Annotated in this window: 29 protein-coding genes; 12 read left to right on the forward strand and 17 right to left on the reverse strand. The window is 50.6% G+C overall.

Features of this window, described 5'->3' with window-relative positions; translation table 11 throughout:
- Positions 1-262: 262 nt before the first annotated feature.
- The 3 genes from ureE to ureG all read left to right on the forward strand — a co-directional run bounded on the left by ureE (position 263) and on the right by ureG (position 2,101).
- A complete protein-coding gene (gene ureE / locus PHH59_RS00785; protein WP_300009704.1) occupies positions 263-694 on the forward strand; it encodes an urease accessory protein UreE in 432 nt (143 codons plus the stop codon).
- Positions 684-1,358 (forward strand): urease accessory UreF family protein, encoded by a 675-nt coding sequence (locus PHH59_RS00790; RefSeq protein WP_300009706.1) that lies wholly within the window; start codon positions 684-686, stop codon positions 1,356-1,358. The genes ureE and PHH59_RS00790 overlap by 11 nt, the downstream gene beginning before the upstream one ends.
- Before the next feature lie 116 nt (positions 1,359-1,474).
- A complete protein-coding gene (gene ureG / locus PHH59_RS00795; RefSeq protein ID WP_300009708.1) occupies positions 1,475-2,101 on the forward strand; it encodes an urease accessory protein UreG in 627 nt (208 codons plus the stop codon).
- Positions 2,102-2,230: 129 nt separating this feature from the next.
- Here the strand turns inward: ureG and PHH59_RS00800 are convergent, their stop codons facing one another.
- From PHH59_RS00800 to PHH59_RS00845, 10 genes are all read right to left on the reverse strand, one after another.
- On the reverse strand, positions 2,231-2,803 hold the full coding sequence (locus tag PHH59_RS00800; protein WP_300009710.1) for a hypothetical protein: 573 nt from the start codon (positions 2,801-2,803) through the stop codon (positions 2,231-2,233).
- A gap of 188 nt (positions 2,804-2,991) precedes the next feature.
- Positions 2,992-4,080, reverse strand: a complete 1,089-nt coding sequence (gene nadA, locus PHH59_RS00805; protein ID WP_300009712.1) for a quinolinate synthase NadA — start codon at positions 4,078-4,080, stop codon at positions 2,992-2,994.
- Positions 4,081-4,429: 349 nt separating this feature from the next.
- Positions 4,430-4,690 carry an RnfH family protein gene (locus PHH59_RS00810; protein ID WP_300009714.1) on the reverse strand — a complete coding sequence of 87 codons (261 nt, stop codon included), beginning with the start codon at positions 4,688-4,690 and terminating at the stop codon, positions 4,430-4,432.
- Positions 4,691-4,786: 96 nt separating this feature from the next.
- On the reverse strand, positions 4,787-5,470 hold the full coding sequence (locus PHH59_RS00815; protein ID WP_300009716.1) for an electron transport complex subunit E: 684 nt from the start codon (positions 5,468-5,470) through the stop codon (positions 4,787-4,789).
- A 340-nt stretch (positions 5,471-5,810) separates the two neighbouring features.
- A complete protein-coding gene (gene rsxG / locus PHH59_RS00820; RefSeq protein ID WP_300009718.1) occupies positions 5,811-6,518 on the reverse strand; it encodes an electron transport complex subunit RsxG in 708 nt (235 codons plus the stop codon).
- Between the two features lie 211 nt (positions 6,519-6,729).
- Positions 6,730-7,803, reverse strand: a complete 1,074-nt coding sequence (locus PHH59_RS00825) for an RnfABCDGE type electron transport complex subunit D (RefSeq protein ID WP_300009720.1) — start codon at positions 7,801-7,803, stop codon at positions 6,730-6,732.
- 95 nt (positions 7,804-7,898) lie between these two features.
- Positions 7,899-9,386, reverse strand: coding sequence for an electron transport complex subunit RsxC (gene rsxC / locus PHH59_RS00830; RefSeq protein ID WP_300009722.1), 1,488 nt, complete (start codon positions 9,384-9,386; stop codon positions 7,899-7,901).
- On the reverse strand, positions 9,380-9,934 hold the full coding sequence (gene rsxB / locus PHH59_RS00835) for an electron transport complex subunit RsxB (protein WP_300009724.1): 555 nt from the start codon (positions 9,932-9,934) through the stop codon (positions 9,380-9,382). Before rsxB ends, rsxC begins: the two co-directional genes overlap by 7 nt.
- A 437-nt stretch (positions 9,935-10,371) precedes the next feature.
- Positions 10,372-10,953 (reverse strand): electron transport complex subunit RsxA, encoded by a 582-nt coding sequence (gene rsxA / locus PHH59_RS00840; RefSeq protein WP_300009726.1) that lies wholly within the window; start codon positions 10,951-10,953, stop codon positions 10,372-10,374.
- Between the two features lie 185 nt (positions 10,954-11,138).
- Positions 11,139-11,372, reverse strand: coding sequence for a hypothetical protein (locus tag PHH59_RS00845; RefSeq protein ID WP_300009728.1), 234 nt, complete (start codon positions 11,370-11,372; stop codon positions 11,139-11,141).
- Positions 11,373-11,410: 38 nt separating this feature from the next.
- Between PHH59_RS00845 and nifL the strand changes: the two genes are divergently transcribed.
- From nifL to dbpA, 8 genes are all read left to right on the forward strand, one after another.
- Positions 11,411-12,976, forward strand: a complete 1,566-nt coding sequence (gene nifL / locus PHH59_RS00850) for a nitrogen fixation negative regulator NifL (RefSeq protein ID WP_300009730.1) — start codon at positions 11,411-11,413, stop codon at positions 12,974-12,976.
- Entirely contained in the window at positions 12,976-14,517 is a 1,542-nt protein-coding gene (gene nifA / locus PHH59_RS00855) for a nif-specific transcriptional activator NifA (protein WP_300009732.1), read from the forward strand. Before nifL ends, nifA begins: the two co-directional genes overlap by 1 nt.
- Positions 14,518-14,633: 116 nt before the next feature.
- Positions 14,634-14,894: a hypothetical protein gene (locus tag PHH59_RS00860; RefSeq protein WP_300009734.1), complete on the forward strand. Its 261-nt coding sequence runs from the start codon at positions 14,634-14,636 to the stop codon at positions 14,892-14,894.
- A gap of 588 nt (positions 14,895-15,482) precedes the next feature.
- Complete coding sequence (locus PHH59_RS00865) at positions 15,483-16,268, forward strand: sulfite exporter TauE/SafE family protein (protein WP_300009736.1); 786 nt, start codon at positions 15,483-15,485, stop codon at positions 16,266-16,268.
- Between the two features lie 77 nt (positions 16,269-16,345).
- Positions 16,346-17,122, forward strand: coding sequence for a molybdate ABC transporter substrate-binding protein (modA, locus tag PHH59_RS00870; RefSeq protein WP_300009738.1), 777 nt, complete (start codon positions 16,346-16,348; stop codon positions 17,120-17,122).
- A 127-nt stretch (positions 17,123-17,249) separates the two neighbouring features.
- Positions 17,250-17,936, forward strand: coding sequence for a molybdate ABC transporter permease subunit (gene modB, locus PHH59_RS00875; RefSeq protein WP_300010032.1), 687 nt, complete (start codon positions 17,250-17,252; stop codon positions 17,934-17,936).
- Between the two features lie 13 nt (positions 17,937-17,949).
- The gene (gene modC / locus PHH59_RS00880; protein WP_300009740.1) at positions 17,950-19,026 is read left to right on the forward strand and encodes a molybdenum ABC transporter ATP-binding protein; all 1,077 of its coding nucleotides are present in this window, start codon (positions 17,950-17,952) and stop codon (positions 19,024-19,026) included.
- Positions 19,027-19,175: 149 nt separating this feature from the next.
- Positions 19,176-20,558, forward strand: coding sequence for an ATP-dependent RNA helicase DbpA (gene dbpA, locus PHH59_RS00885; protein WP_300009744.1), 1,383 nt, complete (start codon positions 19,176-19,178; stop codon positions 20,556-20,558).
- A gap of 103 nt (positions 20,559-20,661) precedes the next feature.
- On the opposite strand, the gene PHH59_RS00890 is transcribed toward dbpA, so the two are convergent.
- The 7 genes from PHH59_RS00890 to PHH59_RS00920 all read right to left on the reverse strand — a co-directional run bounded on the left by PHH59_RS00890 (position 20,662) and on the right by PHH59_RS00920 (position 24,296).
- Positions 20,662-20,859 carry a type II toxin-antitoxin system HicA family toxin gene (locus tag PHH59_RS00890; protein ID WP_300009746.1) on the reverse strand — a complete coding sequence of 66 codons (198 nt, stop codon included), beginning with the start codon at positions 20,857-20,859 and terminating at the stop codon, positions 20,662-20,664.
- Positions 20,859-21,221, reverse strand: a complete 363-nt coding sequence (locus tag PHH59_RS00895; RefSeq protein ID WP_300009748.1) for a DUF1902 domain-containing protein — start codon at positions 21,219-21,221, stop codon at positions 20,859-20,861. The genes PHH59_RS00890 and PHH59_RS00895 overlap by 1 nt, the downstream gene beginning before the upstream one ends.
- A gap of 74 nt (positions 21,222-21,295) precedes the next feature.
- Positions 21,296-23,266, reverse strand: coding sequence for an AAA family ATPase (locus PHH59_RS00900; RefSeq protein WP_300009751.1), 1,971 nt, complete (start codon positions 23,264-23,266; stop codon positions 21,296-21,298).
- A 44-nt stretch (positions 23,267-23,310) separates the two neighbouring features.
- A complete protein-coding gene (locus PHH59_RS00905; protein ID WP_300009754.1) occupies positions 23,311-23,559 on the reverse strand; it encodes a type II toxin-antitoxin system Phd/YefM family antitoxin in 249 nt (82 codons plus the stop codon).
- A gap of 161 nt (positions 23,560-23,720) precedes the next feature.
- Positions 23,721-23,918: a type II toxin-antitoxin system HicA family toxin gene (locus PHH59_RS00910; RefSeq protein WP_366145440.1), complete on the reverse strand. Its 198-nt coding sequence runs from the start codon at positions 23,916-23,918 to the stop codon at positions 23,721-23,723.
- The gene (locus PHH59_RS00915) at positions 23,918-24,184 is read right to left on the reverse strand and encodes a DUF1902 domain-containing protein (RefSeq protein WP_300009757.1); all 267 of its coding nucleotides are present in this window, start codon (positions 24,182-24,184) and stop codon (positions 23,918-23,920) included. The genes PHH59_RS00910 and PHH59_RS00915 overlap by 1 nt, the downstream gene beginning before the upstream one ends.
- Positions 24,165-24,296 (reverse strand): hypothetical protein, encoded by a 132-nt coding sequence (locus PHH59_RS00920; protein WP_300009760.1) that lies wholly within the window; start codon positions 24,294-24,296, stop codon positions 24,165-24,167. Before PHH59_RS00920 ends, PHH59_RS00915 begins: the two co-directional genes overlap by 20 nt.
- A gap of 281 nt (positions 24,297-24,577) precedes the next feature.
- Between PHH59_RS00920 and parE the strand changes: the two genes are divergently transcribed.
- Positions 24,578-26,467: a DNA topoisomerase IV subunit B gene (gene parE, locus PHH59_RS00925; RefSeq protein ID WP_300009763.1), complete on the forward strand. Its 1,890-nt coding sequence runs from the start codon at positions 24,578-24,580 to the stop codon at positions 26,465-26,467.
- Positions 26,468-26,635 lie beyond the last annotated feature (168 nt).

Raw genomic sequence — 26,635 nt, forward strand, 5'->3', positions numbered from 1 at the left:
GTTCCGGCTAGTTTAACGATGTATTAAAAGATCAAGCTTCGTTTTTTCCGCCCGCTTTGTCCTTCCGCCCCCCTATTTTTTAACATCGGAATATCAAGGTAATACAGGGGCTTAACGCCATCTTACCATCCCTTCTTTAAACACTGGACATCCCGCCTTTAACACACTTAGCTTTGGCGCCATCCCGTTCCGCCCGACAAACACAACCCCAGCCGTCGCCGCCATATCACCAGACAATCCATCACATAGCGCGTAACTTGACATGTTGAAACTAACCGAACTCGCACCACCTGAAACCTTGGCTGATGATGTCCTGACTTTACCTTTTGAAGCCCGCCAAAAAAGCCGCTTGCCTGCTTGTACCGATGGTGGCGTAAAAGTCGGCTTGTTTTTACAGCGCGGGCAATATTTACGCTCCGGTGTCGTGTTGACGGGAACTGAAAAGTTTAACGTCATGATCAAGGCCGCGCCGGAATCTTTGTCGGTCGTCCATACTGACGATGCTTTGCTGTTTGCGCGGGCTTGTTACCATCTCGGCAACCGCCATATCGCCCTGCAAATTATGCCAGGCGAATTGCGGTTTTTGAGCGACCACGTCCTCGACCATCTGGTCGAAGGCTTAGGCTTAACTGTCACGCATGAAGACCTGCCCTTCGAACCCGAAGCGGGCGCGTATCACGGTCATGGCCACTGACCTGGCTTTATTGCGTTTGCTGCAACTGGCCAGCCCTGGCTTGCCGATTGGCATGTACAGCTATTCGCAAGGCTTGGAGCGGGCGGTGGATGATGGTTTGCTCAACACCGCCGAAACCGCCCGTGAGTGGATCGGCGGCGTGTTGCAGCAAAGCATGACGCGGGTGGATGTGCCGGTTTTATTCCGACTGTTTGCCGCATGGCAAAACCACGACCACGCGGCGGTGACACACTGGAGCAAAACCCTGGCCGCTTGCCGCGAAACCAGCGAGTTACGAGCGGAAGATAGGCAAACCGGACAGGCCTTGGCAAAATTATTGGTCAAACTGGACCTGCCGGAGGCGGAAGCCTGGCAACGCCAACCCGAAACCACATTGGCAACGCTATTCAGCCTCGCCGCCGCGCGTTGGGGCATAGACCTGCGCCATGCCGCGATGGGCTATATCTGGGGCTGGCTGGAAAACCAAGTGTTGTGTGCCGTCAAACTCGTGCCGCTAGGACAGGTCGCCGGACAGCAATTATTGCAAGCCTTGGCGACGCAAATCCCCGCGCAAGTCGATGCGGCGGCGTTGATTGATGATGACGGCATTGGCGGCAGTGCGTTTGGCTTGGCTTTGGCAAGTAGCCGCCATGAAATGCAATATTCACGCTTGTTTCGGTCTTGAGAATGAATTGCTAATGTAGGATGGACTGACACAAGAGAACCCATCATCACCAACAAACTCATAATGGGTTTCGTACCTCAGCCCATCCACGCAAACCCTAAATTAGGAATGTCCCCATGAATGACAAACCCGTCTTAAGAATCGGCATCGGCGGCCCGGTCGGTTCCGGCAAAACCGCCTTGGTCGATGCCTTGTGCAAACGTATGCGTGGTCAATTTGAAATCGCCGTCGTCACTAACGATATTTACACCCGCGAAGACCAGCAATTTTTAATCCGTAGCCAAGCCTTGCCCGAAGAGCGGATTTTGGGCGTGGAAACGGGGGGATGCCCGCACACCGCCATCCGCGAAGATGCGTCGATGAATTTGGCGGCGGTCGATGAGTTGTGCGGACGCTGGGAGAACCTCGACTTCATCATGGTGGAAAGCGGCGGCGATAATTTGAGCGCAACGTTCAGCCCTGAGCTTGCCGACTTGACCATTTATGTGATCGACGTCTCGGCGGGTGACAAAATCCCGCGCAAAGGCGGCCCCGGCATCACCCGCTCGGATTTGCTGGTCATCAATAAAATAGACCTCGCCCCTTATGTCGGCGCGTCTTTGGAAGTGATGGGCAGGGATGCAAAAAAAATGCGCGGCGAACGGCCTTTTGTGTTCAGTAATTTAAAAACAGGTACGGGGCTTGCCGATATTGAAGCGTTTATTATTGAAGCGGGGATGTTGGATACGGTGGTTGCCGAATAATTTTGAGTGCGACGACAATGTTAGGCATTGTTGTTGTACCGAAAGCCGCCAGTTCATTAAACCATCAAACCAACGTGATTCGCGGCAGTCCAGGCGGAGCGCACTAAATGGGCGCCCGCCTAGCCATCTTTATCGCGGAAGATACTTGTATTTCTCTATCAGGGATTTGACCTGGCGACGGTCAATTGAAGGCTTTTTAGTGAATACACCCAGCGTATCGACTTCAACCTGGGTCTCCAGAAACGACAGCACGATGTGGTAATGCGGGCGGTTCCAAAAATCGTGGATCAGGATCTTGCAGTTTTCGGGCGTGTTCAATATGGTGTTGAGCGTACAGGCAACCCGGAAGCGTCCGTCTATCAAAACCAAATCATGCTCGCTTTTTTGCCGAAAAATGCGGAACGAATAATCCGGCCAAAGATGTTTTTTACAAAAACTGGCGGGATAACCCCAATAAAACGTCTTGCCTATGTCAATGATATGGAACAGCAAACGTCCGGCGGATACCGCTTCGGAAATCACCGGATTGGGCTTTAAATTTTCATTGACAAATTCCACGGATGATTCAACCGAATCGATTTGTTTGATTGACGGTACGCTGGCGGCATACAAGGTGCTGGCTCCGGCGCCAAATTCCAGAAACTTCGTGGAGGTATCAATATGGCTGTGCAGGATGTCAAGTTCTGAGGCGGTCATGGTCATGGCTTAACTCCCTGTATGCCGGTTAAGATGATGGGGTTTACGGAATCTGTACATTATTGCTTTATTTGATATAAAAATCATATTTTTCAACCGGTTATAATACTTAATTATCCTTATCCCCAACCCGCTTTGGTACGGTGCTTACTTTGTACCGCTTACTTTGTACAAAGCCCGACAAGCTGAAAATATTAACTCACCACGAGCATATTATCCAACGCCTTTTTCGCCAGCCCTGCAACCTCAGCCGGTACGGCAATTTGGTTGATGACTTCACCCGCCACCAAATTCTCCAGCACCCAGGCCAAATGCTGCGGGTCGGTGCGGAACATGGTCGAACACATGCACAAAGTCGGCGACATGAAATGCACATTTTTGCCCTGCCCTTTGCATTCTTCGTGCAGGCGGTTGACCAGATTCAACTCCGTTGCCACCAGCCAGCGCGTGTTCGGTTCTGCGGCGCGGACGGTTTTTAGGATATATTCGGTCGAGCCGATATAGTCGGCCTTTTGGCAGACTTCAAAACAGGCTTCGGGGTGGGCAATGACTTGGGTTTCGGGGTAACGCGCCAAAAAGTTGTCGATGTGTCCGGGCTTAAACGCTTGATGCACCGAGCAATGCCCGTTCCAGAGTATCATTTTCGCGTTATGGATTTGCGCCTCGCTCAAGCCGCCCAGTGGCTGGTTAAAATCCCAAGTGACCATTTCCTCCAAGGCTATGCCCATGCGGTAGCCGGTGTTGCGCCCTAAATGCTGGTCAGGGAAAAATAACACCTTAGCTTTTTGGGCAAAACTCCATTCGAGGATTTTTTGCGCGTTCGATGACGTGCAGACAATACCATCATGTTTGCCACAAAAAGCTTTCAGATCGGCAGCGGAATTGATATAGGTGACTGGCGTGATTTGGCTTTCCACATCAATCACCTGCGCCAACTCTTCCCAGCATTTTTGCACTTTGACCAAGTTCGCCATATCCGCCATCGAACAGCCCGCCGCCAAATCCGGCAAGATGGCGATTTGCTCAGGGCGCGACAGAATATCGGCGACTTCCGCCATAAAATGCACACCGCAGAAGACGATGTATTCTGCTTCCGATTCGGCGGCATTGCGGGACAATTTTAAAGAATCACCGGAAAAATCGGCGTGTTTGAACACTTCATCGCGTTGATAATGATGGCCTAATATCACACAGCGCGTACCAAGCTTGGCTTTGGCGGCAATAATCCGGGCATCGCATTCATCATCATCGAGCAGCGCGTAATCTTGAATAGGGAAAGGCATGTCAATAAATCTCAAAAATAATTCAATGTGCCGCCATTTTAAAAGTTTATGGCGGGGATGACTAATCCTGATTTTATTCTTGGCCTAAAGATTTTCGCGTTTATACAGAAAGCAATGGGGAGTACCTTAGAGGAGGTGTGGAAAGGATGTCATCTGAACAGTGATCTTGCCCTAATTTTACGGACATTCTGCCAAGGATTTGGCAAAAAATAACGTCCTTGAATGTTGACGGGTACATTTTTGTAGGGGCGATTTTAATCGACCAGGCGAATGAATCCGCCCCAGCTTGGTTCCTGTATCTTAGTTCCTGTATTCTATGTAAATCGGAACGTTATTTTTTGCCCAATCCTTAGCGTCTGCGCCGTTGCACCGTTTGCGGATCAACGGTGATTTGCCGGTAAATCTCCACCCTATCGCCATCTTTTACCGGCGTGTCCAGCGCGGCAATTTTGCCGAAGATACCGACTTTTTGGCTGCCCAGATTGATTTCTGGGTAGAGTTTTAAAACCCCGGACAGATTAATGGCTTCTTCTATGGTGCTGTTGTCCGGCACTTCCAGACGCATCCACAACTGCCTATCGACTTCTGCATAACAAACGCCAACGTTCATAAAGACTCCTAATTTATGTAGGATGGGCTGAACGAAGGGAAGCCCATCAATGGCTACAGATACAATGGGCTTGCCTTCGTTCAGCCCATCCTGCATTTACTCCGCAGAAACCGGTGTTAATGCCGTGGCGGTTTTGCGCCTCGCCAGTTGTTGATCAATCAACCGCTTACCGACAATCAAAAATGCCACCATAATAAAACCGCCTGGCGGCAAGGCCATCAACAAAAAGCCTTTGTAATTGGGGATGACGGTGACTTCCAAAAACCGGAACGATTCGCCCAGCAATAGCGACGCATTGGCGAACAGCGTACCCGTCGAGCTGATTTCCCGCGCCGCACCCAAAGCCACCAGGACCAGTAAAAATCCCAAACCCATCATCAGGCCGTCCCATAACGCTTCCTTGACGGGCTGCTTGGAAGCGAAGGCTTCGGCACGGCCTAGCAAGGCGCAGTTGGTGACGATCAGGGCGATGAACAGGCCTAAGACTTTGTAAAGCTCATGCGCCCAGGCGTTCATCAAAATATCCACCAGCGTCACCAGCGCGGCAATCAGCAACACGAAAATGGGGATACGGATTTCGCCGGGGATCAGATGCCGTGTCACCGAAATCAGGCCGTTGGAGGCAATGATGACCACCAGCGTCGCCAAGCCCATGCCTAAGCCGTTGGTGGCAGTCCCAGTGACGGCGAGCAAGGGGCATAAGGCCAGGTTCTGCCCGAACACGATGTTGTTGTTCCAAATGCCATCGGCGGCAATTTTGCGGTAAGTTTCTGATAACATGGCTAGCTCCTTTGGCGTTATATACTCTGAACGGTCAAGTTTTCGGTTTTTTTAGGTAGGGTACGCTGTGCGTACCTATAAAAATCATCATAAAATCAATGCAAAAGGTACGCACAGCGTACCCTACGATGGATTGCAAAAACCGAAAACGTGACCGTTTGAAGTATATGTAAATTTTTCATTATCCACGAAAGGCACGAAATACACGAAAAATGCAAAACCATTAACCTTGCAAGCCCATCGAATTTGGATAGGCAGTTAGCTATTCAGGCACTACCGATAATTTCGCGGCCATTTTCGTGTCGCCTAATGCGCCTACTGTTGGCTTTCGTGGACAAAATCAAGGTTTAATCAACTCAGCTTGGTGCGCCTTGAACAACTGCAAGCCACGATAAATCGCCTGCACCGATTTGCGCGGCGTGATGGTGGCTCCGGCAAATTGGTCAAATTCGCCGCCGTCTTTTTTCACCGCCCATTGCGCGGGGGTCAGATTGTCCAGCGAGCGACCGACAAAATTCAATATCCAATTGGATTTGGCGACTTCGATCTTATCGCCCAAGCCTGGCGTTTCTTTGTGGCTTAACACCCGCACACCCAAGACATTGCCGTCCCGGTCTACGCCCATAATCATATTGATTGCGCCGGAATAGCCATCGGGCGCGGTAAATTTGAAACACACGGCGGTGACTTGCCCGGCTTTCTTGGCGATATACACGGTGGTCTCGTCGGCGGCGATGTTGTACCCGGCGGACGGGATGATGCGTGTGTCTTGCAGCATATCGTTGTCATGCAGCTCGGCAGGGACGACTTCCGCCAGCGAGTTTTGCAAATCTTCCGCCAGGCGTTGCTGGATAGTGCCTTCGGTGCTGCAATTGGTCACGCCCAGCAAGACGCTGGCGAGCAGCGCGAAACCGGCCAACACGCCGGTCTGGAACTCCAGCTTGGGGCGCAGTTGGGCAAGGTTGGCGGGTTCTAGCCAACGTTTTAGCCAGTCCAGATAATGCAGAGCTTGGGCTTTTAAATGGTCGATGGTGGGGTTGGGTTTCATCGGTTATTCCCTGGATTTATTTATTCGCTCTTGTTTAATCGTTCCCATACTCCGGTGCACATCGTTACACCCGTCTCGACGTAGACGTAGGCAGGAATAAGACAGTCCGCGCTCGCGCAGGACTGGTGTTTCCGGCATTTCAACGCTACGTCTTGCCGGAAACACCTGCCCTCGCTAACGCTGGGCAGGCTTATTCCGGCCTACAAAGGATTCACAGCTTAGGAATCTCCAAGGGCTTGCCCTGACGGTCACGCCCGTAAATCCGTGGACGGATGTAATGGTCGATCAGCGGTGTCGCCGAATTCATCAGCAAGATGGCGAAGCCCGCGCCTTCAGGGTACGCGCCCCAAGTGCGGATAACGAATATCAACAGTCCGCAACCCGCGCCGAACACCAGTTGTCCGGTCGGCGTGTTCGGTGACGTGACATAATCGGTGGCGATAAAAAACGCCACGCACAGCATCGCGCCGGAATTCAGGTGCAAAAACGGGCTGATATAATGGTCGCCGTCGATCAAATGGAACAGGCTGGCCAACACCGCCACCGTCACCAACAAGGACACGGGGATCTGCCATTGGATGATTTTTTCGCGGATCAGCCAAACACCACCCAAGCCCATCAACACGGTGGAGGTTTCACCCAAACTGCCGCGTGTCCAGCCAATAAAATTCAGCGCAGGCGAATAATCTTTCAAAATGTCCGGCAACAGACGGTTTTGCGAAAATTCGGTTTTGATATAGCCCAGCATGGTCGCGCCTGTGTAAGCGTCGAGGTTTTGCAAGCCGGAAAAGGTGATGTGCCAACTTTCGGCAAAGCCAGGCGAATTGGCAAAAAACAGCGGCGAGACATTCGCCCAAGTGGTCATTTCAATCGGGAAGGAAATCAGCAAAGCAACCCTTGCCAACATCGCCGGATTGAACAGGTTCTGGCCCAAACCGCCATAGACTTGTTTGCCTAACACAATCGCCAAACCCGCTCCAACAACGCCTATCCACCAAGGTGCCCACGGTGGCAAAGTCATCGCCAACAGCCAACCCGTCAACAATGCGGAACCGTCCATAATCACCGGCTTGACGGGGCGGCCTCTGAGACGGACGCAAAAAGCCTCAAACAGCACAGCCGAGGAAATGGTGATGAGGAACAAAAATACCGCCGGCCAGCCGAACAGCCACAGGCCAAACGCGGTGGCGGGCGATAAAGCCAAGACCACGCGCCACATGATTTGGCTGACGCTAAGGTTCGCCCCGACATGTGCGCCGCTGGCGGGTTTGTGGTGGATCATCATTCAGCCCCCCCGTAGGGTACGCTGTGCGTACCTTTTGACCATTCCCAACGCGACAGGCAGTAAAATGGCACGCACAGCGTACCCTACACATCTATTCATACCACCGCCTCCTGTTCCGCTTTCAAACGGTCACGTTCTTTTTTAGCCGCAATCCGCGCTTCCTCTTCTAAACGCTGTTGTTCGGCGATACGATCTAAACGCGCTTGCCGCGCTTCCATCAATTTTTTGGTCTGTTCCGACTTGTGCTGCGCCTGTTGCCTTGCGGCGACCTCGCCGGAAGCATATTTGAAATACTGCACCAACGGGATATTCGACGGGCAAATATACGAACAGCAACCGCAACTGATGCAGTCTTTCAGGCCAATATCGACGGCGGCATCCAATTGGTTGACGCGGATATTGTTCGCCATGTCCAAAGGCCGCAAGCCGGCAGGGCACACGCCCACGCAACTGGCGCAACGGATGCAGGGTTGCTCGTCAGTGCTTTTCAGCTCATTTTGCGTCAAGGCCAAGATGCCACTGGTGGCTTTGACGGTAGGCAAGCCAGAATGCGGTAACGAATCGCCCATCATCGGCCCGCCCATGACGATGCGTGCGGTTTGCGCGGCATCGACTTCGCAAAACGCGAACAATTCGGAAATCAAGGTTCCTAGCGGCACTTCAACATTCATCGGTTTGCCGACCGCGCCGCCGGAGACGGTGATCACGCGGCTGACCAAAGGTTGCCCGTGGCGTATCGCTTTATGCGTGGCATACGCCGTGCCGACATTGTGGATGGTCACGCCAATTTCCGATGAACGGCAACCCACCGGCACTTCACGACCCGTGACATACCGTATCAATTGCCGGTCCCAGCCCATAGGATAGCGGGTCGGGATTTGCATGACCTTGATTTCTGGAAATAACCGCGCCGCAGCCGCCATCGCATAAAAGGCCTGCGGCTTGTTGTCTTCAATCGCCACCACGGCATGATGGGTCTCCATGCCATGCAGCATCAGGCGCACACCGTCGATGATTTGTTCGCTACGTTCCTGCATCTGCCGGTCATCGCAGCTTAAATAAGGCTCGCATTCCGCGCCGTTGATAATCAAGGTGTCGATATGATTTTCGCGCCCCATGTTCAGTTTGACGGCGGTCGGAAACGTTGCACCGCCCAAACCGACGATGCCCGCCGCACCGACGCGCAAACTGATGTCTTCGGGGCTTAACTGAAACGGGTCGTCAATTTCCGGCGTATCGACCCACTGGTCTTTGCCGTCGGTTTCCAACACGATCATGCGGATAGGCAACGCGGACGGATGCGGTGCAGGATAATCGTTGACATCGAGGATAACACCCGAACTTGGTGCATGGACAGGTGCGGAAATCATCCCTTGGCTGTAAGCCAACAATTGGCCTTTCAACACCGTATCACCAACACGGATCAACGGCTCGGCGGGTTTGCCGACATGTTGTTGCAAGGGGATATAAAGTTTTTCCGGCAGAGGGAAACGATTGACTATCGCCTGGGTCGATGTGCTGGCTTTGCGCTCATCGGCATGGACGCCACCACGGATGCGCTGCGGTTTTAACCAACTCAACATGGCACACCCTCCGCCACGGGAACCCTAGGTTTCGTCCATCGCCAATTCCGCAACGTGACTTCAATCGGGTGCATTTGCAGGCATTCGGTCGGGCAGACTTCCACACAACGTTTGCAGGCGATGCAAGCATCGGCAACCACGGCGTGGATTTGTTTGGGTGCGCCGACGATGGCATCGGTGGGGCAAACTTTAAAGCAACGGGTGCAACCCGTGCAGGTGGCTTCGCTGACACGGGCGACTAACAATTCCGGCTCCTGCACATCTTTCAAATCCAAGTCCAAGCCCAATAACGCGGCGATTTGTTCCGCCAAGGTACTGCCGCCGGGAGGACAAACCGTTGCCGGGGCTTTGCCTTCCGCCAAAGCTTCGGCAGCGGGCCGGCAACCAGGAAACCCGCATTGCCCGCACTGCGAACCGGGCAGCATCGCTTCCAATTCATCAACTATCGGGCTGCTTTCGACTTTTAAATATTTACCGGCAATACCCAGCAACAAGCCCAGCAACAAGCCCAATCCGGTTAAACTGACAATAGCGTAGAAAACGTACATGGTGTTTCCTGTTAATCCTAAAAAAATGTGTTGTCCACGAAAGACACGAAAAGCACGAAAAAATAAGGCAATGTTTTATCGATTTCATCGTTCCCACGCCGGAGCGCCACTGCCATTAAGTTAAGAGATAAATATTAATAATCAAAAGATTAGAATTGTGTAGGTTGGGTTAGCGATAGCGTAACCCAACATTTACCGTTCCGATGTTGTCGGGTTACGCTATCGCTAACCCGACCTACGATTGAAGCGCATCACAAAAACAATCGTAACCACATGAATATTAAATTTATTCCTTAACTTAATGGCAGTGACGCTCCGGCGTGGGAATGTAGGGCTAGACGCTTCAGCGTCCCGTACCACCACGCCGGAGCGTGGGAACGATGCAAATACAAGCTGTTCGTGCCTTTCGTGTTTTTCGTGGACAAATCCTTTTATGCCTATTTGGTATAAAGCCCTGCAAAGCCCATGAACGCCAGCGACAAAATCCCTGCGGTGATGAACGCTATCGGCGTACCGGCGAACAAGGCCGGAACCGCCATCAAAGCCAGCCGTTCGCGTAGGCCGGCAAACAACACCATCACTAGCGTAAACCCAAGCGCCGAACCAAAGCCAAAAATCAGGCTTTGCATAAAACCGTATTTTTCCTGCACGTTCAGCAAGGCCACGCCCAACACCGCGCAATTGGTGGTGATCAAGGGCAAAAATATCCCCAAAATCTGGTATAGGACAGGTGACGTCTTATGCACGACCATTTCGGTAAACTGCACCACGGCGGCAATCACCAAGATAAACGCCAATATCCGTAAAAATTCGATGTGCAAAGGGACGAGGATGAAATGCTCCAGCAACCAACTGGTCATCGCCGCCAAGGTCAACACAAACGTGGTCGCCAAACCCATGCTCAAGGCCGAATCGAGTTTTTTCGACACGCCCATAAACGGACATAGGCCAAGGAATTTCACCAGCACTACGTTGTTGACCAGAGCCGTGCCCAAGAGAAGGAGAAGGTATTCACTCACTGTTATTTCCAGACAGTTTTAGGACTTTTGCAAGGTGACAGCATCAATTATGCCAACCCTATAAATAGCTTGTTGCCAGCCAAATACCGGTGAAATCCCCCGAATACACATACATCGACTGTGGCAATTCATACATCATATTGCATTAGAAAAATTATTTTGTCGCAAACCTGACAAAATGATAGTTAAATACCTGCTCCAAATTTAATACCCGTTACACCCGGCACTTCGGCATAAAAACCATAAAACCATGTGCTTTTTGTTTTGCTTTTTGTTTTATTGAACGGCTTTAAAATTACTGGCATTAAACCTAGTCTACCGTTACTGGCGTTACTGGCGTTACTGGCGTTACTGGCGTTAAAATTGCTTATTAAATTTAAAGCACCCCATTCCAGGCCGTAATATGAAAAAAACGTCATTACAATTCTTACAGGCGCATGCCAACCTAGCAAACGTTATGGACGAACTGACACCGACTTTATTTGGCGAAGCGTATCGGGAAAATGGCGGACAGATGCCTTATGATTTGTTTATTGAAGCGGTTGAACAAGTGCCGATAGCGATTTCCATCACCGATAAAAAAGCCAGAATCCTTTACGTCAACGAGGAATTCACCCGCGTTACCGGCTACCAAGCCGAAGACATTCTCGGAGAAAACGAATCGGTCTTATCGGACAAACGCACACCCAGGGAAGTCTATTACGAACTATGGCATACCATCCGTAGCAAAAAAGTCTGGCGCGGCACTTTGTGCAACCGCCATAAATTCGGCCATCGCTATATTGCCGATTTGACCATCGCCCCGATGTTGAACGGACAAGGCAAGATTACGCACTACATAGGGATGCACCGCGACATCACACTAGCGCATGAGGCGGAAAAACGGGTCATCAACCAAAAATTGTTGATTGAATCGGTGATTAATTCCTCGCCGATGGCGATGGTGGTGATAGACGACCAAAACAAGGTGATTTTGGACAACCATAATTACAAAGCCTTGGTCAGCGATTTGGACAAAGGCGAACCCGCGACATATTTTTTGCACAAACTCCGCGATGAAATGGGGGAATTATGGGGCCAGCTACAGAGCAAGGAACAAGGCTTCAATAACCGCGAATTCAGGGTCGAAGGCAAAGGCAGCCGCAGGGCGCGGTGGTTTTCTTGTGCGGGCAACTGGTTCAAGGAAAATGAAGTGCACGTCGATGCGTTTTTTGAAAACGCCACCAAGCAGTATCTGATCCTGACCATCACCGACATCACCCGGCAGCGCCGGCAAATGGAAGAGCTGCATATCCAGACCCTTAAAACGCTCATGGCGGAGGATGAACGGGTGCGCAGTATCCGCGAAACCTTGCTGGGCGCGATACATCAAACCCAAATGCCCATGAACCAAATCAAGGCCGCCGAACAGATACTGAAACACAAAGGCGACGGGCAAAACGCCGGCTTATTGCATATCTTGCAACAGATACAGCAATCCGGTGAAGAGGCCATTGCGACCATGCAAAAATGTATCCCCGACATTGTGCAGGCCACGCTGATTTCGGTCAACCTCAACCAAATCCTGCATGAAGTGCTGTTGTTGAGCGACCAACGCATCTGGGGCCTGGGCATAGAGGTGCAGTGGCAACCGCTCACCGAACTGCCCTCCATGCCTGGCTCGGAAAACCGCCTGCGCATTTTATTCAAGCAATTGATCGACAATGCCATTGATGCCATCAGTTCGGCGGAAACGGGCGAACAGCGCATTAAAATCAGCACCGACACCGACGATGAGCTGATTTATGTCTGCATTGAAGACAGCGGCCCAGGAATCCCTTTGGAAAAACGCAGTAAAGTCTTTGAACCTTTTTATACCACACGGCCTACGGGCGGCAGCCAGGCGGGCATGGGGCTGGTGATGGCGAAGGAGATTGTCACCCAGCATCACGGGTTTATTGACATTGACCCCAATTACGACCAAGGCTGCCGGTTCAAAATCAGCTTCCCTTTGCACCGGCAGGAGCCGAGGAGGTTAGCGTAATGGTCGAACGCACCCAGCTTATTGAGGCCGAACTGGACACCCTGTACCTGATCAGCCAAGTGCTGAACAGCACCCATGATTTACACGCCAAATTACGGGCGGTTTTGGAGATATTGCATAAACGCTCTGGAATGCGTTCCGGCATGATTACGCTACGTGAAATTGAAAGCAACAGCATGATCGTCAGCGTCGTCTTCAGCAACGATGCCGACAAATTGACCGGGGCGATCCGCTACAACCCGGGCGAAGGTTTGATGGGCGCGATACTGGATGCAGGCTGCACCATCGTCGTGGACAAGGTGTCGGAAGAACCGCGTTTTCTAGGCCGCTTGGGCTTGTATGACCCTGGACTGCCGTTTATCGGCTCGCCCATTTATATCGAAGAAGGCGACACCATCGGGGTGCTCGCGGCGCAACCCGACAATAACCTGTTTTTGGGCGAACGCGCCCGCTTCATGGAAATGATCGCCAACCTGATCGCGCAAAGCGTCAAAATGTTGCGGCTCATCGAACGCAAACAGCGCAACTTGCTCAGCGAACGTGACCAGCTCAAACAGGCCTTGATCAAAAACTACAGCTTTGAAAACATCATCGGGCATTCGCCGCCGATGCTAAAAGTGTTTGAAGTCATCCGCCAAGTCGCCAAATGGAACACCACTGTGCTGATACGCGGCGAATCCGGCACGGGCAAGGAAGTGGTCGCCAATGCCATACACTTCAATTCCGGCTGCGCCAGCGGGCCGTTCCTGAAACTCAATTGCGCCGCCCTGCCCGACACCTTATTGGAATCGGAATTGTTCGGCCATGAAAAAGGCGCGTTCAGCGGCGCGGTCAGCCAGCGCAAAGGCCGCTTTGAACTGTCCGACAACGGCACGCTGTTCCTAGATGAAATCGGCGAAATTTCCGCGTCCTTCCAAGCCAAGCTCTTGCGCGTCTTGCAGGAAGGCGAATTTGAACGGGTCGGCGGGACGCAAACCATCAAAGTCAATGTCCGCATCATCGCCGCCACCAACCGCAACCTTGAGGAACAAGTCACCGAAGGCAAGTTCCGCGAGGATTTGTATTACCGGCTCAATGTGATGCCCATCCAAATGCCGCCCTTACGCGACCGCAGCGAAGACATCCCGCAATTATCCGAATTCCTGCTCGGCAGGATTTCAAGCCAACAGGGCGGGCGGCCTTTGGAAATCAAGGAAAGCGCGATACGCATCCTGATGAAACACGATTGGCCCGGCAATGTCCGCGAACTTGCCAACCGCCTGGAACGCGCCGCCATCATGAGTTCCAACGGCATCATAGACCGCGATGTCATGGTCAGCACCGGGCTGGAAGATGAAATCGGCAACGGCATCAACCATAAAATCCAAAAAACGCCCGTGATTGATTTTAACGATGAAAACATGGATGACCGCGAACGCGTGATCGCCGCGCTGGAGCAAAGCGGCTGGGTGCAAGCCAAAGCCGCCCGTTTGTTAAATATGACCCCTAGGCAGATTGCTTACCGCATTTTGACCTTGGATATCACTATGAAGCAAATTTAAGCCCGTAATAGTAGGGTACGCTGTGCGTACCTTTAATAGCCAAGAAGGTACACACAGCGTAGCCTACAAAATTCCGACGGACTGTACAGGCATACCCTAAAGCATTTGGAGCAACCATGACCATTTTATATGTGCAACACGATTACGCCGTCTTCGGTTTCGGCGAAACCCGCGAAGCCGCCATCGCGATGGCGGCACAATGGCTAAAAGATGCCAGTGGCAAACAAGGCTGTTCGATAGAATATGCAGAAAGTTTATTGGTCAGCGATCCTAGACCTGGACAAATGACGCTCTATAAATCGGCTGAAACCATCCCGGCCCATGCTGAAATCTGGGGAGGGGAAGAGCTTTTGGATTGGTACCATGATGTCAATTGATTGGGCAACACCATAATTAAGCCCCACTTTTTCTATACCCCTAAGGATTTGGCTAAAAATAACTTCATTGAACCATTCTTGTAACCCTAGACCTGACAGGTTTCAAAAACCTGTCAGGTCTTAATATCGGGAAGTTATTAATGGCCAAATCCTAAGCGTGTTGTCACCGCCCGCCAGGTAAACCATCAAGGCTGACGCCATTTTTGGCAATTATCAAAAAAGCCCTTCTTGTATATACTCTGAACGGTCACGTTTTCGGTTTTGGAGCGCGGGCAGGATGCCTTTATGCCCCGGAGGGTACGCGCTCCCATCAACTAAAACCGAAAACGTGACCGTTTGAAGTATATACACAAGGGGAAACTTAAGTTTATACACCTTTTTCACGGTTAATCGAGTTTATCCCACCCATCCTGTCACGTTTTCAATGCTTATCGATGCTTCATCAAGGCTTTTATAACAGGATGGGACGACAATGCTTGATTTGCAATTTATTATATAGTTAAATAAATAATGGATACCATTGGCATCACAAGAACCCCCACAACCCTAATTTCTAATTGCCTCCCCATACTCCAACCTGCCGATTTTATGAAAAATAATAACTTTGCCGTATTCAGTAGCGGTGCAGTGATCGGTACGTTGGGTGGTTTAATCGGCCTAGGCGGGGCTGAATTCCGTTTACCTTTGTTGATTGGACTATTCGCTTTCGCCTCATTGGAAGCCGTCATCGTGAACAAGGCCATCAGCCTTATTGTCGTGGCTTCCGCATTGCTGTTCCGCGCAGGCACAATCCCGCTTAACGCCCTTATGGCGTATTGGGATGTGATCCTGAACCTATTGGCAGGAAGCCTTTTGGGGGCTTGGTTCGGAGCGGGATGGGCAATCCGGCTCAGGACAGAAACCCTTTATAAGGTCATTGCCGTATTGCTATTGTTAATCGCCCTCTTGCTGGTGTTTGCCCATAACCCGACGGCCTCAACTATGCCTTTATTTTCAGGCACAACCCAAGTCACCGTCGGGGTGGCGGCGGGGTTTGGCATCGGCGTGGTGGCTTCGCTTTTGGGCGTGGCTGGCGGGGAATTGCTGATCCCCACGCTGGTATTGCTGTTTGGCGCGGACATTAAACTGGCGGGCAGCCTGTCTTTGGCGGTCAGTTTACCGACTATGCTAGTAGGCTTCACCCGCTACAGCACAGACCAAAGCTTTGCCGTGCTGGGACAAAACCAACGTTTCGTCTGGGTGATGGCGACTGGGTCTTTGTGCGGTGCTTTTCTGGGCGGGCAGTTGCTTGGTATCGTCCCAACAAAAATATTGTTACCCATGCTGGCTCTGATACTGGGAGTCTCGGCGATTAAAGTCTGGCGGCACGGGTAATCCGGCTTTGCCCCAACAACAGTTTTAAGCAATTTGATCCGACCCGGCAACACATCGTTTAACCTTTGGAGAATTTTATGCACCGTAACCATTTTTTTCGCACTTTATTTATCATTTGGCTGGCCTCGCTGGCTCCCGCTGCTTGGGCAGAAAGCACAATGGTCGCCGTCGCCTCCGATTTCACCAAACCCATGACCGAAATTGCCGCCGAATTTGAAAAAGCCACGGGGCACACCGCTAAATTGTCTTTCGGTTCCTCCGGCAAAGCTTTTGCACAAATTCAAAGTGGGGCGCCGTTCGACGTGTATTTGTCAGCCAGTGAAAAATACCCGCTAGAACTGGAAAAGTCAGGTTTTGCGGTAGCTGGCAGCCATTTCGTTTTCGCCATCGGCAAACTGGTGTTGTGGTCGAAAATTGAAAACTATGTGGATGCCCAAGGCCAGATTTTGGCAAAAGGCGGCTTCAAACATCTTGCCATTGCCGATCCCAGTCACGCGCCTTATGGGGTCGTTGCCGTGGAGGTGTTAAAAAACTTAGGTCTTTTGGACAAACTGCAACCGCTGTTTGTGCAAGGTGAAAACATCTCCCAAACCTTTCAATTTGTCAGCACAGGCAATGCCGAATTGGGTTTCATCGCTCTTGCCCAAATTATTGACATTAAGACTGGAAAAATCGGCAGTGGCTCCGGCTGGTTAGTGCCTGACAACCTGCACCACCCCTTTGAGCAAATGGCGGTGTTGCTGAAAACTGGGGATAAAAATCCAGCCGCCCATGCCCTGCTGGATTTCCTTAAATCGCCACCTGCATTGGCGATTATAGAAAAATACGGTTTCGGGTTGCCTGCTCATAAATGAGGCCAGGTCTAGTAAGACGGGATTTGTAACCCCGTCCTTAAGCTTTTAGACACCCAAAACATTACGGAACGGGATGAAACCCCGTCCCCGCCCATGTTCACCTCGCCTTAAATAGTCAAAAATGCCCATGCTAACCACCGCCGACCTAGACACCCTGCTCCTCACCTTCCAAGTCGCCAGCATCGCCACCGTGCTGATGCTGCTGTTCGGCACCCCGCTGGCGTGGTGGCTGGCCCGCACCCACTCTACTTGGAAAGGCATCATCAACGCCGTGGTGGCGTTGCCGCTGGTGTTGCCGCCGACGGTGTTGGGTTTTTACTTGCTGGTGCTGATGGGGCCAGCGGGTGTGGTAGGGCAATTCACGCAATGGCTGGGCATCGGCACATTGCCGTTCACCTTTGCCGGATTGGTCGTCGCCTCTGTCTTGTATTCCTTGCCGTTTGTCGTGCAACCTTTGCAAACCGCCTTTGCCGCCATCGGCGAACAGCCTTTGGAGGCGGCGGCGACCTTACGCGCCAGCCCTTGGGACACATTTTTCAGCGTCGTCGTGCCGCTGGCGAAACCTGGCTTCATGACCGCCACCATTTTAGGCTTCGCCCATACCGTCGGTGAGTTCGGCGTGGTGCTGATGGTGGGCGGCAATATCCCCGACAAGACCCGCGTCGTGTCGGTGCAAATCTACAATCATGTCGAAGCCCTAGAATACAGCGAAGCGCACTGGCTGGCGGGCGGCTTGCTGGTGTTCTCGTTCAGCGTCTTGCTGGTCTTGTACACCGCGCTAAAATCGCAACCCTCCGCCCACCCGCTGAAATGACCTGATCACGACCATGACCAACATCCTAGCCCGCTTCCGGCTCGACTACGGCGATTTTAACCTGGACGTCGGCCTGCAACTGCCCGCAACCGGCATCACCGTGTTGTTCGGTCATTCCGGTTCCGGCAAGACCACGTTGCTCCGCTGCATCGCTGGGCTGCAACACGCGCCGCAAGGCTTTCTGGAAATCAACGGCAAGGTCTGGCAAGACAGCGGACGCGGCATATTCCTGCCCACCCACAAACGCCCGCTGGGCTATGTGTTCCAAGAAGCCAACCTGTTCCCGCATCTGACGGTCAGTGAAAACCTACACTATGGCTTGAAGCGCATCAAACACAATTCGGGCGCGGTCAAACTCGACCAAACCCTTGACCTGCTAGGCATAGGCCACTTGCTGGATCGCCGCCCCGCACACTTGTCCGGCGGCGAACGCCAGCGGGTCGCCATCGCCCGCGCGTTGGCGCTCAACCCCGAAATTTTGCTAATGGACGAACCGCTGGCCTCGCTGGATTTCAAGCGCAAACAGGAAATCCTGCCCTTCCTCAGCCGTCTGCATGAACAACTGGCGATCCCGGTGTTGTACGTCACGCATTCCCAACAGGAAGTCGCGCAACTGGCTGATTTTCTGGTGATTATGGAGGAAGGCCGGACACTGGCGACGGGGCCGCTGTCGGAAACCTTAAGCCGTATCGACTTGCCGCTGGCGCAGGACAAACAAGCCGCCACGGTTTGGCAGGTCACCATCACGGAACAGGAAACCGATTACCAACTCACCCACGTCGCCTTTGCGGGCCATTCACTCAGCTTGCCGATGGTCGATGCGGCTATCGGCACCCCGCTACGGCTGCAAATCTACGCCCGCGATGTCAGCATCACTTTAGAAGCCCCCGCCGCCACCAGCATACTCAATGTGTTGCCCGCCACCATCTCCGGCATCGCCGACGGCCACAGCGGGCAATGCGTCGTGTCTGTGCAAGTCGGCAAGCAGCCGCTGTTGGCGCACATCACCCGCAAATCGGTGTTGTTGCTGGGCCTGCAAGTTGGCATGGCGGTTTATGTGCAGATTAAAGGCACGTCGATATTGAATTAATACCAACAACGGTAGGAATCCCCAGCCATCAAAACACCTAAAACACGTTCTAACATTCCTATTTGCTATAGATTACACCTCAGTATTGTTATCATAAGCCATTGAATGATGGCAGTTCGCCGCCATTCGCGTGACTAAAAGAGCCTTTTGTGAATACTGCCGAATTTTCATCCTTACCGCTAGAACCCGCCCTGCTCGAAAACATCGCCTCCTTAGGCTACACCCACCTGACCCCCATCCAAGCCGAAGCCCTGCCGCACATCCTTGACGGCAAGGACATCATTGCCCAAGCCAAAACCGGCAGCGGCAAAACCGCCGCGTTTGGCATCGGTTTGCTGTCACGCATCGACTTTAGCCGTTTCAGCGTCCAGGCTTTGGTGATTTGCCCGACCCGCGAGTTAGCTGACCAAGTCTGCAAAGAATTGCGCCTGCTGGCGCGGTATACCCAAAACGTCAAAATCCTGTCCTTATGCGGCGGCGTACCGAGCAGGCCGCAAGTGGATTCTTTGGAACATGGCGTGCATATCGTCGTCGGTACGCCAGGCCGTTTGCAGGAACATCTACGCAAACGCAATCTGCGCCTGAACCATTTGCAAACGCTAGTGCTGGACGAAGCCGACCGCATGTTGGACATGGGCTTTGCCGAAGCCATTTCCGACGTGATTTCCTACGCGCCCAAACAGCGGCAAACCCTGCTGTTTTCCGCCACCTACTCCGACCCAATCCGGGAAATCAGCAAACGCTTCCAAGACCAACCGATCACCGTCAGCATCGACAGCCACCACCACGACAGCGTGATTGAGCAGCATTTCTACCACACCGAAAAATCCAAACGCCTCAGTGCCTTGGGTTATTTGCTGGCCTACCACCGCCCCGAATCGACGGTGATTTTTTGCAACACCAAACGCGAATGCCAAGACATCGCCGCAGCCTTGGACAATTGCGGGTTTTCCGTGCAAGCCTTGCACGGCGATTTGGAACAAAAACACCGCGACCAAGTGCTGGTGCGTTTCGCCAACAAAAGCTGTTCAATTTTAGTCGCCACCGATGTCGCCGCACGCGGTTTGGACATCAAAGACCTGCAAGCCGTGATCAATTACGAATTGCCGTGGGATCCTGAAATCTACGTCCACCGCATCGGCCGCACCGGACGCGCGGGCAAACAAGGCCTGGCGTTGAGCCTGTGCATAGCAGCGGAAATGGACCGCGTCAAAGCCATTGAAGAATATAAAAACATGACCGCCAAGTGGGACGAACTCGCCCCCTTCAAAATGGTTTACGAAGAACGCTTCCAACCGCCCATGGCGACTTTATGGATAGACGGCGGCCGTAAAAACAAACTCCGCCCAGGCGATATATTGGGCGCCTTGACTGGCGAAGGCGGCATTGCTGGCAGCGACATCGGCAAAATTGATATTTTTGACGACCAAGCTTATGTGGCAATCAAACAAGAAAGCGTCGATATGGCTTTGGCTTGGCTGAAAAAAGGCAAGATTAAGGGCAAGAGTTTTATGGTGCGGAAGTCTAAATAAAGGTTGGGGTTGCCTAAATGTAGGATGGGCTGACGCAAGGAAGCCCATCAAATTCGACAATACCCAATGATGGGCTTCCCTTCGTTCAGCCCATCTACGAGTTTTAAATTTTCGTTTTCAAACCAGCTTGTTTGAGTATGGCATTAGCCGTTGGTTTGGACTTAATGGTAAATGGTACACAGAAAATTTTCTGATTGACTGGGCTACGCCAAATTTCATGGCTACCCTTGCCTTGGCGTACAAAAACACAACCCGAAGAACGTAATATTTCTACCAGTTGCGGATAGAGGGTTGAAACCATTAAGCCGTCACCGGATGCGTTGTTTGTTCATGAGAAAAACGCAAACGGAGATTATCAGCATCGACACCCAAATTATTTAGTTCCGTCAGTTCAGGTGCAATCTGCCAAACCCGCGCAATCAAATCATCATAACCCTCCGCCTCAGTGACTAAACCTAACGAGTCACATTCAGCCATCCAAATCCCATCAAGAACTGAAACGTCAACCACGAAAACGTTATCAGATGGTATAAATAAAGCTACAGGTTGATGGGCTTGTGCCGCCAAAGCGGTTTTTAAGGTGTTTAGTACAAACATATTGATGTTTTTGATCCCCGCCAGTTGGTCGTTCATTTCGTCAGGGATTTCAATGGTAATGTTCATGTTTTTACCCTATTGATTGTATTAAAAGCTTATATTTTCCTGCGGCAATAATATCTACAAATCAAGCTGTTCGACTAAATAACAGCGTTTACTTTTTTAAACAGCTCTTCAAAGCGTTTCAGTGTATTTTCATCCAACGAATCGGGTGGATTGCTTGCGAAATATGATGCGACGGCATAATGGTTAAAACCACCACTCGGTCTAAGTTCAATTTTTTTATCTTTCAAATAGCTTTCAAGGCGTTGAATAATTCGGTCGCGCTTTGGAAGTTCGGATTCTTTGATAGCCACATCACTTAACTGTTTGGAAAACGTCCGATTAAAATAATCGAGATAAAATACTGTCTCAAAAAGGTCTTCAGTGTCGCTAGCTTGTCCTTCTTTACCTAATTGATCCAGATTTCTAAATTGGGAAGCGTTTAGTACAAATTTTGGATGTACTATTTTTGCTTTCACCATATCCTCTAGCTTCTGCTCTGGACTGCCCTTGTAATCATGAAGCACAGCAATTTTTAAATCATTCGCGCTTAATAAAGCCAAAAATGTAACAACATTATCAAGCCCGCCAACCGGAACAATCGTAATATCTTCGCGCAATCCTATTTTGCCTGCTTTTTCAAGAAGCGAGGAAATGGTTTTAAGGTAAATGAGATCGGAAGCCCCTTCGACCAATAGATTGCATGGTGAAATAAACAAATTTTGGGCGATAGTCCAACCCAATGCCGCTTGCAAAGGAAAAATTGTGCGTGGGTCTGAACCGGATAGATTGTCAGATATGATGGTACCGACTTTAGGCTTATCTTCAACCATTCTGACTTGATGGAGTCGACGAGAATGCACCATGAAAGGTGAATGTGTTGTGTAAATAACTTGATGTTTTTGGGCTAGATCATCTATGTAATGCAAAAAATCAGCTTGCGCTAAAGCGTGTAATGCTAACCCAGGCTCATCCAGTAAAAGGATAATCTCCCTTTTTGAACCAATTTGTTCCTTAACACTATCGAACCAGACTAAAAAGCTAAAAAACCAGATAAAGCCACGACTACGTTGGTCAAAAGGAGTTTCAACTCCTAGGTGACGACGATCCATAGTACGAAGATAAATATTTGACCCATTATTATAAGGAGCTACATCGCCTGAATTAGATTTAATATCGACTTTAACCCATATATTTTCGTTCTGCTTCCAAAACTCCAGAATATTCTCGGTAAGGTTCATTGAAACGCTTCCTAAAATTGCGTTTTGCGTTTCGTAGTCATTGAGTTCTGAAAAATCATCAATTGAAATACCTGCTTTCCGAAGCAAAGCCAAAGCAGAGCGATGTTGGGAGGTAAGTTGTTCTGGATCATTTACAGCTTGTCTAACACGAGCAGCTAAGTCAGTAAGGTTTATTTTGCTGGGTAAGATATTGTAATCACTAAAATAAAGAAACTGTGGTGTTCTAGATTCTAGCCATTCCCAAACTTCGTATTCTACAACGGAATCCCTCGTTGCCTTGGTTATACGGCTTTTAATTTTTTCTAAAAACTGTTTATCTTCTTCTGTAGGACTAATGTCTACAAAGCTTTCTGGGATAGAGCGGAATGATTGAGCTTTTTTTAAGGCTGTTTTTGCATCTGTACTTAACGCTGATTCGGCAAGTAGTGCCTTAAGTACGGGTTGCTCATCAACATTAATACTAACTTGACTAGTGTTGTCATAAAGATGGGTAATAGAAAATGTAAACTCTGCTGGTATCTCCGTATGAAGCTCAGCGTTTAAATCACTAACCTCATCGCCAGTAAGCCGGTAAGTAAGTACTGTTGCTTTGGCTGGATTTTTTGCATGTTGCTTTAGATAATCTGTATATCCTTTTTTGGGATAGTCATGCACTGGATCGAATTTAGCCAAGCCTTGTGCATCATTGGATTTTTCTAACGCTTTTAAAAACACGGTTTTTCCCGCTTCATTCATACCGACTAATACGGTGACTTCATCATCAATGAATACAGTTTGCGGCGTATTGATTGATTTAAACGATTTTATTTTTGCTGATATAAGAAACATATTTCTTCCGTTAATTGATTGAAATATAAATAACTAAGCGTAACTCATTCCGCAAACAGCTCGTCCACATGTTGATCGACGCTGTCTTTAGTAAACCGCCCCGCTGCAACATCGTGCTGGGCTTCATATAGCGCCGCTTCTAATTCCATTTCACGCAGGTAATGGTAATGGTCAATTTTCATGACCACGAAGGATTCTTTGCCGTCTACAGAAATAACAGCCTCTGGTTGTGTAGCTAGGCTTTCTTCCAAACAGGCAATGCCTTTAGTTTTTAAATCGTTGGCGGTAATCATTTGCTTGGCCTAAGTTTATGTCCGTTTAACTATAGGACTGAGTGGATGCCAGGTCAAATCCTATCTACACAGGGGTGAAACAGCACCATGGTGTGCTGAGGCACAAAGCGTATCTGTCGGGTTATGTCCAAATCCAGGCTGAACAGTAAAACCCGTGCCACTTAAATTTTCGGTTTCAAACCAGCTTGTTTGAGTATGGCATTAGCCGTTGGTTTGGACTTAATGGTAAAAGGCACACAGAAAATTTTCTGTTTGATTGGGCTACGCCAAATTTCATGGCTGCCCTTGCCTTGGCGGACAAAAACACAACTAGAAGCGCGTAACAGCTCAATCAACTGCGGATAGGGCATTGAAACCATTAAGCTTTCACCGGATGCGTGGTTTGTTCATGGGAAAAACGCAAACGGAGATTATCGGCATCGACACCCAAATCATTCAGTTCCGCCAGTTCAGGCGCAATCTGCCAAACCCGCGCAAGCAAATCATCATAACTCTCCACCTCAGTGACCACGCCTAAGGGGCTACATTCAGCCGTCCAAATCCCGCCAAGAACTGAAACGTCAACCACGAAGATTTTTTCCGCTGATATAAATAAATCCGCTGATTCATGGGCTTGTGCCGCCAAAGCGGTTTTTAAGGTGCGCGGTTTTTAAGGTGTTGTGTACAAACACATTGATATTTTTGATTCCCGCCAGTTGGACGTTCATTTCGTCAGGGATTTCAATGGTAATGTTCATGTTTTCACTTTATTGATTGTTTTATTGATAGGGAATTTGAAAATATAGTTAAATAATCGGATATAAAGAAGGCTAGCTGTTATAGTTTCCAGCTTTTTTCAATCCGACCAAAGACGAGGAAGCGGTCATGCACAAGCGGAATCATCGCCCACGAAAAACACGCAATGACCCAACACCCTATGCGGGTTTTTTTTGCTGAAACAGGGCAAGAGGCCGCATGATACCTTGGATTGCACTTCGAAGTTGAATCCACATTTTTTTAGTTTGAGAAATAACACACGATGAGTAACGACTATAACGCCGCTGCGATAGAAGTATTGAGCGGTTTGGAACCAGTGCGCAAACGCCCGGGCATGTACACGGACACCACCCGCCCCAACCATTTGGTGCAGGAAGTGGTGGATAACAGCGTTGATGAAGCGATGGCAGGACACGCCACCCGCATCGAAGTGGTTTTATTGAAAGACGGCGGCGTGTCGGTATCTGACAATGGGCGCGGGATGCCGGTTGACCTGCATCCCGAACAAGGCATCCCTGGCGTGGAAGTGATTTTGACCCAGCTCCATGCGGGCGGCAAGTTTTCCAATAAAAACTACCAGTTTTCCGGGGGCCTACATGGGGTTGGCGCGTCGGTGGTCAATGCCTTGTCGGCAAAATTGGAAGTGGAAGTCAAGCGCAATGGCAAGGTCTACCGTATGACGTTTGCCGATGGTGACAAACAAAGCGAGTTGGCGGAAATCGGCACGGTGGGCAAAAACAATACCGGCACAATGGTCAAATTCTGGCCTAACGAAAAATATTTTGATTCCAACAAAATCTCTGTATCGCGGCTAAAACACAATCTACGCGCCAAGGCGGTGTTATGCCCTGGCCTGAAAGTGATTTTAAAAATCGAAGCGAGCGAAGAACATGTCGAGTGGTATTACCAAGACGGCTTAAAAGATTATTTGCTGGACAGGATCGGTCAGGTGGAATTTTTCCCCGAACAACCGTTTATGGGCAATAGCGCCGCCAATCATGAAGCGGTGGAATGGGGCGTGGTGTGGGCGGTGGAGAATGACTCGGAAGTGTTGGCGGAAAGTTACGTCAATCTGGTGCCGACCGCGCAAGGCGGCACCCACGTCAACGGTTTGCGGGCGGGTTTGACCGAGGCGATGCGCGAGTTTTGCGATTTGCGCAATATCCTGCCGCGTGGCGTGAAAGTCGCCCCGGAAGATGTCTGGGAAAATTGCCATTTCGTCTTGTCGGTGAAATTGCAAGACCCGCAGTTTTCAGGGCAGACCAAAGAACGGTTAAGCTCGCGGGAATGCGTCGCCTTTGTCTCCGGCGTGGCGAAGGACACGTTCAGTTTGTGGCTGAACCAACATCCTGCGGAAGGTGAAAAAATCGCCGAAGTGATTATCGCCAGTGCACAAAAACGCCTGCGCTCGAATAAAAAAATCATCCGCAAAAAAATCACCGCCGGGCCCGCGTTGCCAGGCAAATTGGCGGATTGTTCGGCGCAGGACATAGCCCGCACTGAATTGTTTTTGGTCGAAGGCGACTCGGCGGGCGGTTCGGCGAAACAAGCCCGCGAACGCGACTTCCAGGCCATCATGCCTTTGCGCGGCAAGATTTTGAACACCTGGGAAGTGGAATCCACCCAAGTCATGGCTTCGCAAGAAGTGCATGACATTGCCGTGGCCTTGGGCATTGAACCGGGTTCGGATGATTTGCACAACCTGCGTTACGGCAAAGTCTGCATCCTCGCCGATGCCGATTCCGACGGCAACCATATCGCCACCTTGATTTGCGCCTTGTTTTACCAGCATTTCCAACCGCTGGTCAAAGCCGGGCATGTGTTTGTCGCGATGCCGCCTTTGTATCGGATTGATGTCGGCAAGCGGGTGTTTTACGCGCTGGACGAATCGGAACGTTTGGGGGTTTTGGACAGGATCAAGGCGGAAAAATTGAAAGGGACTATCAATGTCCAGCGTTTTAAAGGTTTGGGCGAGATGAACCCGTCACAATTGCGGGAAACCACGATGAACCCCGACACCCGCCGCTTGGTGCAATTGACGATTGCCGAAGATGACGAAACCAGCGGGCAATTGGATTTGTTGCTGGCGAAAAAACGCTCTCAAGATCGGAAAGCGTGGTTGGAAATCAAGGGCAATTTGGCGGATGTGTGAACATAGGACGCGGATGAGAAATCTGGGGGGTGAAGTTTCTGCTCCCCCAGCTTGCAACGTCCCACTAAAAACCGAAAACTTGGGCGTTTGAAGTATGTACTTCAAACGGTCACGTTTTTGGTTTTTGCAATCTATCGTAGGGTACGCTGTGCGTACCTTTTGCATTGA

It is taken from the genome of Methylovulum sp. (genome assembly GCF_028687615.1).
In the GTDB taxonomy this organism is placed as follows: domain Bacteria; phylum Pseudomonadota; class Gammaproteobacteria; order Methylococcales; family Methylomonadaceae; genus Methylovulum.